Origin of the sequence: Ensifer adhaerens (genome assembly GCF_002940685.1) — a bacterium.
Taxonomy (GTDB): domain Bacteria; phylum Pseudomonadota; class Alphaproteobacteria; order Rhizobiales; family Rhizobiaceae; genus Ensifer; species Ensifer adhaerens_E.
This window is the reverse complement of the sequence record NZ_PNFP01000019.1, coordinates 15,948-28,082: the sequence shown is the minus strand read 5'-3', so window position 1 is coordinate 28,082 and position 12,135 is coordinate 15,948. Positions and strand designations below refer to the sequence as shown.

Here is a 12,135-nt window from a genome sequence, read left to right as displayed (position 1 = left end):
GCTGCTTCATGACCGGTTCCCAGCGCTCCAGGCCTTCCGCGTTCACTTCCCTGAGACCTTGATGTCCATCAGTCCATCACGCACTTTCACGGTCGCGCCGGACCCCCCAAGGAAGTAGAGTTCGTCGCTTTCCTGCTCCGCTCCTGCCGCTAGTTCTGCAGATCTTTTGTCGGCAATTCCGAAATGCGAGCCAAAGGTGCGCCACTCCCCTCAAATGGTGTCGAGAAGGGCCAGAGCGCCGACGATCAGTGCGTCGACTCCCTGGACATGGTCTGCATCTATGGGTCTGTGGCTCGGCACATCTGACGTTGTTTCGGGTGCTTCCAGAGTTGACTTCGGGAGGACGGTGTCTGCGATCGCGACGCAATGGTAGGCAACCGTAAACAGCAGCCAGATCGATTGTCGCATGGTGAGGTCGAAAGCGTCTGCGACCAGACGCTGATGCGCGGCGATCTTGGCCATCATTTTTTCGGTGATCATGTCCCTTCGAAGCATGTAGGGAGCGATGCCCGCATGTGCCTCGACGAGGTTCCACATCGATAGGCTGAATGGCGTGAGATAGGCTTTGAGATCGGCGCGGTCGCCGCGAGGCGGTATCGGCAGCAACCAGCGCAGAAAAATCTCCTCGGCAACCAGCGTCTTCAGCGCATCGAGCCCGCTGACATGTTTGTAGAGCGCCACCTGGCTGACGCCGAGCTCCGCTGCGATTGCAACCATCGTAATGTTCGGAAGACCTATTCTGATGCCCGCGTCGGCAAGGCGTTCAAGCGTCAGCGTCGCGGGTCGCCCCCGCCGGTTGCTTCCTGTCATGTCCACACTTCCAGTTGCGTTGTATCGCGGCGCGCCCGCCTTCCGTGTCTTATAGAGCGATAGCCGAAGTTGTTCAATGATTTCTGATGGTTGTAGGAGACATCGATAGAAACATGACTTTGCAAGTCAAGAATGTTGACGGCCCTTGGCAATTAGTTTAGTGGGCATAAACTAATTAAGTGGAAGGCAGGGGCATGGGTTCGGATCACACCATAAATCGTCGTTGCGATAACAGGCGCGGCGCCAGAATTGGCCACGGCTTTGGGAGGTTGCTGGCTGGAACGGCGCTTGCAGCGTTCGTTGCGGCGCCTGTTATGGCGCAGGAGACGCACAAGACGAAGCGCACCGCAAAACCCGCGGATCAGACGCACGTGTCTGGAAGCGCAGATGGTGCGACCACGCTTGCTCCGATTGTCGCCACGGGTGTTGGAGATCTGCCTGCCGCCTATGCTGGTGGTCAGGTCGCGACGGGCAGCCGCGTCGGCATGCTTGGCAACAAGGACCTCATGGAGACGCCGTTCAACACCGTCTCCTACACCGAGGAATATATTCAGAACCGGGAGGCGCAGGATGTCGGCGCCGTCATCGGTGCGACCGATCCCTCGGTCTTTGTGCCCAACAAGCGCAACATCTATGAGACCTACTTCATCCGCGGCTTCAACAGTTCCGTGGACGATGCGACCTTTGCGGGCCTCGTCGGCATGGCGCCCAACATGCGCGGCTCGACGGAATTTGTCGAACGGGTCGAAGTGCTGAAGGGACCGGCTGCGTTCCTTTATGGCATGCCGCCGGGCGGCACAGTCGGGGGAAGCGTGGCGCTTGTGCCCAAGCGCGCCGACGACGAGCCGCTGACCCGTCTGACCACCACCTATGCATCGGACAGCCTCTGGGGCACCCATGTCGATCTCGGCCGGCGCTTCGGAGACGAGAACGAATGGGGCGTCCGTCTCAACGGCGTGTTGCGTGGTGGCGATACCGCCGTCGACAACGAAACGGATCAGGTGGTGCTTGGCTCCGCCGCACTTGACTGGCGTGGCGAGAATGCACGGTTCTCCTTCGACTACTACAAGCAGAAGGAGGACATGGACGGCGTAAACTACTTCGGCCTCTCGGGCCTCGGGTCTGCGGTCACCGTGCTGCCGGAGCCTCGCACGGGCGACCATTCGCTGGCCGCACCCTGGTCGTACACCACGAACGAGACCGAAGCCTTCGTGCTGCGTGGAGAAGTCGACCTCACTGACGCCATCACAGCCTATGCCGCATGGGGATGGCGTTTTGGAGGGTACGACGCCCTGATCACGCAGAACACGCTTCTGAACAATGCAGGTGACATCAGCGTCACCGGCCTCCGCTCAGCCCGTGACGGCCGGCAGGATTCCGGTGAGGTCGGCCTTCGGGGCGATTTCGCGACGGGGGAAATCAAGCATGAGTGGAATGTGGCGGCGACCCGGTTTAGCAAGCACAACGTCTTCAAAGATCGACGGTATGCCAACCTCACCTTGACGAACTACTATAACCTCAACTTCGGTCAAGCGCCCGATCTGACATCCTACAACGCGATGGGGCCCACCACGTCCGAAGACCAGGAGCTTTCCAGTGTCGCCGTGTCGGACACCATGAGCTTCTTTGAAGACCAACTGCAGCTGACCTTCGGGTTGCGCTATCAGAAGGTCGAGAGTGCCAATCGCAACCTTGTCACGGGCGCGTTGACGTCGAGCTACGATTCAAGCCGCGTGACGCCTGCGATTGCCGCGCTCTACAGGGCGAATGAAAGCCTGTCCTTCTACGCCAACTACATAGAAGGTCTGAGCCAGGGAGCGACAGCACCGCTCACTGCGAAGAATTCAGGCGAGGCTCTCGCGCCCTACCAGACCAAGCAGGTCGAGGTCGGAACCAAATGGGATCTCGGCGACTTCACCACGACCCTCAGCCTGTTCCAGATCGAAAAGCCGAGTGCCTATACCGATCCCGTTACCAACGTGTTCGGCACCTATGGCGAGCAGCGCAATCGCGGCGTCGAGCTGAACGTCTTCGGTGAGGTCCGCTCGGGACTGCGCCTTTTGGGCGGCGTCTCCTACACTGAGGCCGAGGTGACGAAATCCCTCAACGGTCTCCAGGACGGCAAGACTGCGGTCGGGGTGCCGGCGGTGATGGCGAAGCTCGGGCTGGAATACGATGTGCCGTCGGTTGAGGGGCTGACCCTGTCAGGCAACATCAACCATGTCGGCAAGCGCTACATCAACGGCGACAACACCCTTTCACTACCCGCCTTCACAACGCTCGATCTCGGCGCGCGCCATACCTTCGACGTGGATGGCAAGCCGCTGGTCGTGCGCGCCTCCATCCAGAACGTCACGAATGAGGCCTATTGGGGCGGAAACAGCCTGGCCGGAGGCTTCGGGGCGCCGCGCACCTATCTGCTTTCGGCATCCGTCGACTTCTGAAGAGCCAAATAGTGCAGGGCACTCCGTGCTGGCACCGGCGATATCCTTCACATCAGCGAGAAGAAAATGAGTGAGGACAAGGCAATATCCGGAGCGGAGCGACGGTCTCCGGTGAGACGGCTGCTACATCCGGTCCGCATGAGATTGGCCGTGGCGGTGGTCCTTGCCACGGTCGGGCAGGCTCTCGTGCTCGTCCCGCTGGCGGGGATTGCCGTCATTGCAAAGCTTGCGCTTGTCGACGGCGCAGGGGACGCCTCAGGCGACATCCCCGGTGTCGTTGCCATCAGCCTCTTCTGCCTTGTAGCCGGCATGGCGCTGGTGACGGCGGGCGAGCTTCTGGCTCATCTTGCCGATAACTGGCTTACGGTGCGCCTTCGCAAAGCGCTGGTCGACAGGCTGTCCAAGGTTCCGCTCGGATGGTTCTCCACTCATGCGTCGGGAGCCGTCAGGCAGGCGATACAGGACGACATCACGACACTGCATGAACTGACCGCGCATTACTATACGACGTATGGACGCTGCGTCGGCGCCATTGCGATTTCGGTTGTCTACTTGCTCGCCATCGATTGGCGCCTCGCCGTCCTGGCATTGCTGCCCTTCCCGCTGTTCCACCTGATTTTCGGTGCCGCGAAAAGGTCGATCACCGAGGAGCGCCTCAAGGATTTTATCGCCGGGCAGAGCCGCATCAGCAATGCAGTCGTCGAATTCATAAGCGGCATTCCGGTCGTCAAGGCGTTCGGCGCCGCAGGCAGGGCGCATGAGGGTTATCGCGACGCGGTCGATGGCTTCCAGAAAGCCTTCCTGCGCTTTACCGGACCGCTCGTCATTCCGCTCGCCAACGCCAACGCAATCATCACGCCGGTCACGGTGCTCGCGTTCACTCTGGCGTTCGGCTCGCTCTTCGTCCACCTGGGCTGGATTACGGCCGTTGATGTTTTGCCCTTCGCGCTTGTCGCGCCGGGTATTTCCGGCCCGATGATGCTTCTCGGCTTCCTGGGACATGCTGTTGCGAATGCCACCGGTGCTGCTGAAAGAGTGCAGAGCCTCCTCGACACGCCGCTGCTCGAACAGCCGGCGCCCGGGTCGAGCATGCGACCCGAGGGCACTGAAATCCGTTTCGAGGGCGTGCGCTACGCCTATGACGGGCCGAACGACGTCGTTTGCGATATCGATTTTACCCTCGAGCCCGGGACGGTCACCGCGATTGTCGGTCCGTCGGGCGCGGGTAAATCCACGATCGCCCGATTGCTTCTCCGGTTCTTCGACCCGGACCGCGGACGGATCACGCTTGGTGGCGTCGATCTGCGTCAGATCGCATCGACCGATCTCTATCGACGCATCGGTTTCGTCCTGCAGGACGTTCGTCTGATCCATGCGACCCTTGGCGACAACATCGCGCTCGGGCGTCCATCCGCGAGCCGTCAGGCGGTCGAAGCCGCGGCGCGCCTCGCCAACATTCACGACCGGATCATGGCACTGCCGCGCGGCTACGATACGGTTGTCGGCCAGGATGCGCGTCTGTCCGGCGGTGAAGAGCAACGTGTCGCTATCGCCCGCGCGATCCTTCTTGATCCTCCCGTATTGGTGCTCGACGAGGCGACGGCCGCTGCCGACGCCGAGAGCGAGGCTGCCGTCCAATCGGCCCTTTCCGGCTTCGCATCGGGGCGAACTCTCCTCGTCATTGCACACCGGCTGGACACCATCACGCATGCCGACCGCATCATCGTCATGGAGCGGGGAAGGATAGTCGAAGTTGGCAAGCATGCCGATCTCCTGGCGCTCAACGGCTGCTACGCCCGACTTTGGCGAGCGGGTGGCTATGGCGACCACATGCCGGAAACAGCAATCTGCGAGGTCACGCCATGATAAAAGCACTCTTGCGGCTGCTTTCGGACGATGCGCCCGTGTTCAGGCGCTATGTGGTGATGGCCCTGTCCTATGGTCTTCTGAGTGGCGCCACGATCGCCGCTGCAGTGCCCCTTCTCGGCAGTCTGCTACGAGGGGACGGCGAAGGAGCGGGGCGCTGGCTCGCTATCCTTCTCGTGGGTGTGGTGGCCTGCTGGTTGCTGCGGCGGCGCGTTGAGATCGCCGGTATCGGCGTGGGTCTCGCCATTCTTGGCGGCGCTCGCTTGCGCATCGGGGACCACGTCGCGCGTCTTCCGGTCGGATGGTTCACGTCCGAAAACACCGCGAGGCTCGGACATATCGTTACGCACGGCATGATGGAGATCGCCCAGCTTCCGGCCCATGTCGTCACGCCACTCGTCAGCGGAGCGGTGACCCCACTCGTTGTTGTATCGGCGCTTTTCGTGCTCGACGGGAGCATGGGATTGATAGGACTTGTCACTTTACCGCTGATGGTCGGCGTTTTCGTGCTGTCCGCGCGGCTTGGCCGTGCCGCCGACACCGCCTATCAAATGAGCGCCGCCGAAACCAGCCAACGCGCGGTCGAGTTCGCGCAGGCGCAATCCGTTTTGCGCGCCTTCAACGGCGAGGGCGGTGGGGTCAGGTTCCTCGAGGGCGCGATTGAAAGCCAGCATCGTTCGGGCCGAAGGCTGATCTGGCTCTCCACACTCTCGGTCGTGCTGAATGTCTGGATCCTGCAAGCCGCCTTTGCAGCATTGGTGATCGCGGCCGCTTCCCGGCTGACCAGTGATGTGTCCGTTCCCGAGATCGTGGCGGTCGTCGCTGCAATGCTTCTGGCCGTCCGCTTCGTGGATCCGCTCCTTGATGTGGCGGCCTTTGGGGCCGCAGTGCGCGGCGCCAGAAACCAGTTGGCGGAAGTCGATCGCGTTCTCACCGAAGATCCGCTATCGGAACCCGTCAATCCACAGTGCCCGCGGGACGCGTCAGTTGAACTGCGCGACGTCACCTTTGGCTACCGGCGGGGAGAACCTGCGGTCGTCAGCGGCGTTAGCCTGAGGGTCGAGCCGGGCAGCATGCTCGCGCTGATCGGTGCTTCAGGCTCCGGCAAGACCACGCTGATGCGCATGGTTGCGCGTTTCTTCGACGCCGATGCCGGCCAGGTCATGATCGGTGGCGTCGATATCCGCGACATCAGCTCAAAGGACCTCTCCGCACAGATCAGCCAGATTTTCCAGGACAGTTGGCTTTTTCAGGGCAGCATCGCCGACAATATCCGTATCGGTCGTCCGGGTGCGACGGATGACGACATCCGTGCCGCCGCGCAGTTGGCCGGTGTCGATGAGATCGCAGATCGCCTGCCGGATGGCTTCGACACGATCGTCGGCGAGGGCGGTGCGCGCCTGTCGGGCGGAGAGCGCCAGCGTGTCGCAATCGCGCGCGGGCTGATCAAGGATTCCCCGATCCTGCTGGTGGACGAAGCAACAGCGGCGCTCGATGCCGAGAACCAGGAAGCCATCGCCAGAACACTGTCTCGATTGCGTGGCAAGCGTACCGTTCTCGTTATCGCCCATCAGCTTTCGACCGTGCGAATGGCGGACGCCATCGTCGTCATGGAAAACGGCCGGGTTGCCGAGAAAGGTTCGCCGAGGGAACTGGAAGCCCGGGACGGACTTTATCGACACTTTCTGCAGCAGCGTCAGGCCGCCAAAGGATGGCGGATCGGTGCCTAGTCGTGAAGTATGCCTCGGCGTCGGGCGCGCCGCTGTGAAGCGGGCCACTATTCCGGTTGCCTTTACGGCGCTTTGTCTCGTTTCGCTCACTGTTGGCGTCAACCGGATGAGCCTCATGGCGCTCGCTTCGCTTTCAGACGAGGCATGGTTGACGCTGACGGCAAGCCGGTTGCCGCGGCTTGCCGCCCTCGTCCTGACCGGCGTGGGGCTCGCCACCTGTGGCGTGATACTGCAGCATGTGGTCCGCAACCGCTTCGTCGAACCGGCGACCACCGGCGGATTGGAGGCGGCCAAGCTCGGCATCCTGGTTGCCCTATCCGTGGCGCCGGCCAGCGGAGCCCTGGTGCGTGCGTCCCTGGCTCTTGGCTTCTGCTTCGCGGCCAGTCTCATCTATGTGGCTCTCATCGGACGCCTGCAGGTCAAGAACACCATCCTCGTTCCCGTCATCGGCCTGATGTACGGCAGCGTGCTTGGCGCGATCGCGGAATTCTACGCCTACAGCCGAAACATGCTGCAGAGCATGCAGGGGTGGCTGCTTGGCGACTTCTCGAAAATCGTTGAGGGAAATTACGAAATCGTCTGGCTCGTTCTGCCCGTCGTCTGCGCAGCTTACGCGTTTGCCCATCGCTTCACGCTGCTCGGCATGGGTAGCGACGTGGCGACCAGTCTGGGTATCAGCTATCGCGCCATGGTCGCGCTCGGTCTGCTCCTGGTGTCGACCACGGTGGCGGCGACCGTCGTCGCCGTCGGAGCGGTCCCCTTCGTCGGCCTCGTCGTGCCGAACGTCGTTGCGCTGAGGCAAGGGGACAATCTCGCCCGCACACTGCCGTCGGTGGCGCTCGGGGGCGCGTCGCTTGTGCTTGTCTGCGACATCCTTGGCCGGCTGTTGATCTACCCGTTCGAGGTGCCGATCGGTCTCACGATGGGCGGTGTGGGTGGTCTTCTGTTTCTTCTCTTGATCGTCAGGCAGAGACGATGAGGAGACGCGTAAGTTTGCTGGTCGCCTTAGTCGGCATTGCAGCGTTGTCGATCTTCTTCGTCTTCGTCGGCTCCGGCCTGGACTTTGCCTATATCATCCCGCGCAGGCTGACAAAGCTCGCCGCAATGATCGTCGGCGGCATTGCCGTCGGCCTGTCCTCGATCGTCTTCCAGACGATTGCCGGCAATCGCATTCTCACACCTGCCGTCATGGGATACGAGGCGGTTTATCTGCTGCTGCAGGCCCTTCTGGTGCTGATCCTCGGCACGTCCAGTCTGATGGTGTTGGGGGACTACGGCAACTTTCTGGCCTCGATCCTGATGATGGTCGCCTATTCGCTGGTCATCCACCACTGGCTGTTCAAGGGACCGCAGCTCGACGCCGGCCAGCCGCTTCTGGTCGGGCTGGTACTGACCATGGTGATCGGCACCTTCACGCAATTCGTCCAGCTCCGGATCAGTCCAGGCGAGTTCGCCATTTTCCAGGGCTTTTCGCTCATTTCGTTCGACCGCGTGGAGCCGGTGCAGCTGCTCTGGTCGACAGGGTTCGTCGCGGTGGTTTGCCTTGCCGGCTCAAGGAGCCTTGCCGTTCTCGACCTCATGGCGCTTGGGCGCGACCAGGCGCTTTCGCTTGGGGTTGATTATCAGCGGCACGTGCGCCTTTTGCTCGGGCTGATCGCGGTCCTTGTGGCCGTCTCCACCAGCCTCATCGGACCAACAGCATTCATGGGCATCTTCGTCGCGAACCTTGCCTATGCCTGCGCCCGAAGTGAACGGCATCGGGTGACGCTTCCACTCGGCTGCCTGATTGCGATCGGCATGTTCCTCGTTGCGCAACTGAGCGTCGAGCATGTCTTCAACTATCGCACCACCGTCGGGATCCTGATCAATCTTGCCTGCGGCGCCTGGTTCCTGGCGCTCACGCTGCGTTTCCGGGACATCGCATGATCAAAGTCACAGCACTCGCCAAGAGTTACGGCAATCGCCCCATCCTGTCGGATGTGCGGGCGGAGTTTTCAAGCGGGCACCTGACGTCCCTGATCGGGCCCAACGGGGCGGGCAAGTCCACATTGCTGATGTTGATCGCCCGGCTTCTCGCGCCGACGAGCGGCATCATTACCATCGACGGAACGGATATCGCCAGCCTTGCGGTCGGCGACTATGCAAAGCGCGTCGCAACGCTTCGACAGCGCCCCGACTGCAATATGCGGCTGTCGGTGGAGGAACTGGTGACCTTCGGCCGCTTTCCGCACAGTCGCGGGCGGTTGACCGCCGAAGACCGCGGCGCCGTCAACGAGGCGATCGCCTTCCTTTCCCTGGAACCGCTGCGCAACGCGTTGATTGACGAGATCAGCGGCGGCCAGCGCCAGATGGCGTTTCTTGCCATGACGATCGCGCAGGAAACCCAGTGCCTTCTGCTCGACGAACCCCTCAACAATCTCGACATGAAACACGCGGTCCAGATCATGCAGGCGTTGCGGACGCTTTGCGACGAGCTTGGGCGCACGGTGATCGCCGTCATTCACGACATCAACTTCGCTGCCAACTACTCCGACCATATCGTCGCCATGAAGGACGGCGCCGTGCACGCAGCCGGTTCCGTTTCCGAGGTTGTCACGGAAAGCGGTCTCGGAGAGCTCTACGGCCTCGATCTCGAGATCGTAGAACGGCAGCAGGGGTGTCTGTGCAACTACTTCACTCAGAAAGGAAAGACACGATGATCCGAGGCATGAAGTTTGGCCGCTTGGCTCTGGCACTGGCGCTGGCGGCGGCAGCGTTTGCTGTCGCTCCCGTCGCCGCGGGGAGCGCTGGTTCCGGCGACAGCGCCGCCTTCGAACCGGTCACCGTGGAGCACAAGCTCGGCAAGGCCTCAATTGAGCGGCGCCCGGAGCGGGTGGCCGCGCTCGACATGAATGAGCTGGACTTTCTTGATCAGCTGGGCGTGCCCGTGGCCGGGACGGCCAAGGACTTCGTCCCGCATTTTCTGTCGAAATACCGGGACGATCCTGATGTCGCGGACCTGGGGTTCATCGTCAAGCCCAACATCGAGCGCGTCTACGCCCTCCGTCCGGATCTTGTTCTCATCACATCGCTCCAGGCCGAGCATTACCGAGAGCTGAGCCGCTTTGCGCCTGTCATCCACTTCGATGTCGACTACAGGGATAGCGGCGCAGGCCACATCGAGGTCGTAAAAGACCATCTGATGACGCTTGCCCGTATCTTCGGAAAGGAAGAGGTCGCGCGCGAGAAAATCGCCGGCCTCGACGGGAAGCTTGCAGACCTGCAAAGCGTCACGCGAACAAGCGGCAAACGGGCGCTGATCGTGATGCACAACAATGGCGCCTTCAGTGCGTTCGGTGTTCGCTCGCGATACGGCTTTGTTTTCGATGCCTTCGGGGTAAAACCTGCCAATGACGCGGTCGAGACCGGTCTCCACGGACAACCGGTCACGAGCGAGTTCATTCAGGCAACAAACCCAGACATCATTTTCGTCATCGACCGCACCGCGGTCATGGAACGCCGATCGGTCTTGGATGTCGCAACGATCGAGAATCCACTCCTGCGCCAAACGAACGCCTGGAAGAATGGAAAGGTCGTGCTCGTAGATCCGGAGGCCTGGTACGTGACCGCTGCAAGCGTCACCTCGCTGAAAATCATGATGGAAGACGTACGAAGCGCGTATCGCGCTCAGTGATTGGATTGGTGAGCGTCAGGTGGCCCTGCAAATCAGCAGGGTCATCACGGCGAGCGCCTGGACAAGTGCACAGATGTTCTTCGGCCGGCTGCCGGGTTGACCACAGGAGACGACAAGACAGGCGTTCGGACGGGCAGCCATCAGCCCTCCGCAGCAAGGTCCCTTCGCCGGGACGATGGATGGGTTAGGCGTTATGCGATCAGCAGCACGCGGTGACTGCGCCGTTCTAGATTGGCCAACCGGTCCTCAGCAGACCCCATAGAGCAGCGGCAAAGCTCCGACTGCGGACAGAAGCAAGCACTCGGCGAGGGATTACGCGCACAAGGGATTGACGAGGCGTCCGTTACAGAAGGATCGCATAATGTATCGTCTGGAAACGACGGCGTGGGATTTTCGGTAGCCGTCGTTCGATGACGTGAGGAAGATCAGTCGCCCGCGCGAACGGACTGCTTCGGGTAGCCGATGCCCTCGATGCCAAGCTCGACGCTATCGTCGGCCTTGAGATAACGCGGCGGCTTCATGTCCATGCCGACGCCGGGCAGCGTGCCAGTCGAGATGATGTGCCCGGCTGCAGCGACATTTCGCACCAGCCGTTCCTCGCCGCGGTTTTCCGTGGGCCCTTCTGCTCAGAGTTTGTTTTTTCGGCGCGTGCCTGCGAGCGTGATCTGCCGTGCAATTCGGTTATCGAGATCGCCGATCGTCGGCGTCGCGCGCAGGCCGTCGATCGGCCGCGTAGTACATTGGCACTTTCAATGGCAGACAAATGGTATTAAATAGCTAGTCTGTCTAGCTATATCGGAGCGAAACTATGGAATGGCAACTGCAGGACGCCAAGAACCAATTCTCGAAGGTGGTGCAGAAGGCGCGCCATGAGGGGCCGCAGATTGTCACGCTGCGCGGTGAGCGCACGGCCGTCGTGCTGTCCGCTCATGACTACGACGCTCTGCGCGCCGGCCGGCCAACGCTGGTCGATGATCTGCTTGGCGGTCCCGCTTGGGACGATCAGCTCGCTGATGCGGTGAATGTACGCGTCAAGACGCCAAGCCGCGATGTGGCCTTCTGATGTATCTGGTTGACACCAACATAGTTTCAGAGGCGCGACGCGGTACGCCGGAGGCGGTATCCTGGCTGCGCTCTGTCGATCCGTTCAGCATCCACCTGAGTACGCTCACCCTCGGCGAAATCATGCGCGGCATTGCCCTGAAGCAGAAGTCGGATCCGAAGACTGCCGCGCACCTCACCGAATGGCTGCGCAAGCTGCGCCACGACCATGGCGACCGCATTTTGCCGATAACCGACCAAATCGCGGTCGAATGGGGCCGCATCGCCGCAATCCGCCCCCGCGGCGATATCGACGGGTTGATCGCCGCGACCGCGATCGTCCACGATCTCATCCTTGTTACACGCAACGTCAAGGATTTCGAAGACACAGACGCCTCCGTGATCAACCCTTGGGAGACGTCGGCGTGAGCCGCTCGGCGTCGAACACTCGCTGTATGCCGGCATTCACTGTGTCCATTCGACGGGAGCACCGGGTTCCTGTTTGGCACATCCTAACCGAAGTGCATCATGTATCCTTGGGGATGGCTTCCCATCGCGGCTTTCTCCCTGA

At 61.5% G+C, this 12,135-nt stretch carries 11 protein-coding genes and 1 pseudogene; 9 read left to right on the top strand and 3 right to left on the bottom strand.

Annotated elements, in window-relative coordinates:
• Positions 1–210 precede the first annotated feature (210 nt).
• Positions 211–810, bottom strand: a complete 600-nt coding sequence (locus tag C1A35_RS29525; RefSeq protein WP_104667803.1) for a TetR/AcrR family transcriptional regulator — start codon at positions 808–810, stop codon at positions 211–213.
• A gap of 371 nt (positions 811–1,181) precedes the next feature.
• On the opposite strand from C1A35_RS29525, the gene C1A35_RS29520 reads away from it, so the two are divergent.
• From C1A35_RS29520 to C1A35_RS29490, 7 genes are all read left to right on the top strand, one after another.
• Positions 1,182–3,254, top strand: coding sequence for a TonB-dependent receptor (locus C1A35_RS29520; protein ID WP_199773066.1), 2,073 nt, complete (start codon positions 1,182–1,184; stop codon positions 3,252–3,254).
• Positions 3,255–3,404: 150 nt separating this feature from the next.
• Positions 3,405–5,120, top strand: a complete 1,716-nt coding sequence (locus C1A35_RS29515) for an ABC transporter ATP-binding protein (RefSeq protein WP_199773065.1) — start codon at positions 3,405–3,407, stop codon at positions 5,118–5,120.
• The gene (locus tag C1A35_RS29510) at positions 5,057–6,850 is read left to right on the top strand and encodes an ABC transporter ATP-binding protein (protein WP_234823052.1); all 1,794 of its coding nucleotides are present in this window, start codon (positions 5,057–5,059) and stop codon (positions 6,848–6,850) included. Before C1A35_RS29515 ends, C1A35_RS29510 begins: the two co-directional genes overlap by 64 nt.
• Complete coding sequence (locus C1A35_RS29505) at positions 6,843–7,829, top strand: ABC transporter permease (protein ID WP_272939275.1); 987 nt, start codon at positions 6,843–6,845, stop codon at positions 7,827–7,829. Before C1A35_RS29510 ends, C1A35_RS29505 begins: the two co-directional genes overlap by 8 nt.
• Before the next feature lie 14 nt (positions 7,830–7,843).
• Positions 7,844–8,776 (top strand): iron chelate uptake ABC transporter family permease subunit, encoded by a 933-nt coding sequence (locus tag C1A35_RS29500; protein WP_234823051.1) that lies wholly within the window; start codon positions 7,844–7,846, stop codon positions 8,774–8,776.
• Positions 8,773–9,549, top strand: a complete 777-nt coding sequence (locus C1A35_RS29495; RefSeq protein WP_104667797.1) for an iron ABC transporter ATP-binding protein — start codon at positions 8,773–8,775, stop codon at positions 9,547–9,549. Before C1A35_RS29500 ends, C1A35_RS29495 begins: the two co-directional genes overlap by 4 nt.
• The gene (locus C1A35_RS29490; RefSeq protein ID WP_104667796.1) at positions 9,546–10,523 is read left to right on the top strand and encodes a siderophore ABC transporter substrate-binding protein; all 978 of its coding nucleotides are present in this window, start codon (positions 9,546–9,548) and stop codon (positions 10,521–10,523) included. The genes C1A35_RS29495 and C1A35_RS29490 overlap by 4 nt, the downstream gene beginning before the upstream one ends.
• Positions 10,524–10,538: 15 nt before the next feature.
• On the opposite strand, the gene C1A35_RS37130 is transcribed toward C1A35_RS29490, so the two are convergent.
• Together C1A35_RS37130 and C1A35_RS36475 are read right to left on the bottom strand one after the other, a co-directional pair.
• Positions 10,539–10,664: a hypothetical protein gene (locus tag C1A35_RS37130; RefSeq protein ID WP_272939274.1), complete on the bottom strand. Its 126-nt coding sequence runs from the start codon at positions 10,662–10,664 to the stop codon at positions 10,539–10,541.
• Between the two features lie 284 nt (positions 10,665–10,948).
• A pseudogene (locus C1A35_RS36475) lies at positions 10,949–11,103 on the bottom strand (fumarylacetoacetate hydrolase family protein); the annotation flags it as partial.
• Positions 11,104–11,331: 228 nt separating this feature from the next.
• Here C1A35_RS36475 and C1A35_RS29475 point away from each other — a divergent pair.
• Complete coding sequence (locus tag C1A35_RS29475; protein WP_014332761.1) at positions 11,332–11,586, top strand: type II toxin-antitoxin system Phd/YefM family antitoxin; 255 nt, start codon at positions 11,332–11,334, stop codon at positions 11,584–11,586.
• Positions 11,586–11,993, top strand: a complete 408-nt coding sequence (locus C1A35_RS29470; protein ID WP_104667795.1) for a type II toxin-antitoxin system VapC family toxin — start codon at positions 11,586–11,588, stop codon at positions 11,991–11,993. The genes C1A35_RS29475 and C1A35_RS29470 overlap by 1 nt, the downstream gene beginning before the upstream one ends.
• The last annotated feature ends 142 nt before the right edge of the window (positions 11,994–12,135 follow it).

Bases quoted from the DNA above. Each gene is read 5' to 3' on its own strand.
- C1A35_RS37130 (WP_272939274.1), bottom strand. From the start codon at position 10,664: ATGGCTGCCCGTCCGAACGCCTGTCTTGTCGTCTCCTGTGGTCAACCC.
- C1A35_RS29470 (WP_104667795.1), top strand. From the start codon at position 11,586: ATGTATCTGGTTGACACCAACATAGTTTCAGAGGCGCGACGCGGTACG.
- C1A35_RS29475 (WP_014332761.1), top strand. From the start codon at position 11,332: ATGGAATGGCAACTGCAGGACGCCAAGAACCAATTCTCGAAGGTGGTG.
- C1A35_RS29490 (WP_104667796.1), top strand. From the start codon at position 9,546: ATGATCCGAGGCATGAAGTTTGGCCGCTTGGCTCTGGCACTGGCGCTG.
- C1A35_RS29525 (WP_104667803.1), bottom strand. From the start codon at position 810: ATGACAGGAAGCAACCGGCGGGGGCGACCCGCGACGCTGACGCTTGAA.
- C1A35_RS29495 (WP_104667797.1), top strand. From the start codon at position 8,773: ATGATCAAAGTCACAGCACTCGCCAAGAGTTACGGCAATCGCCCCATC.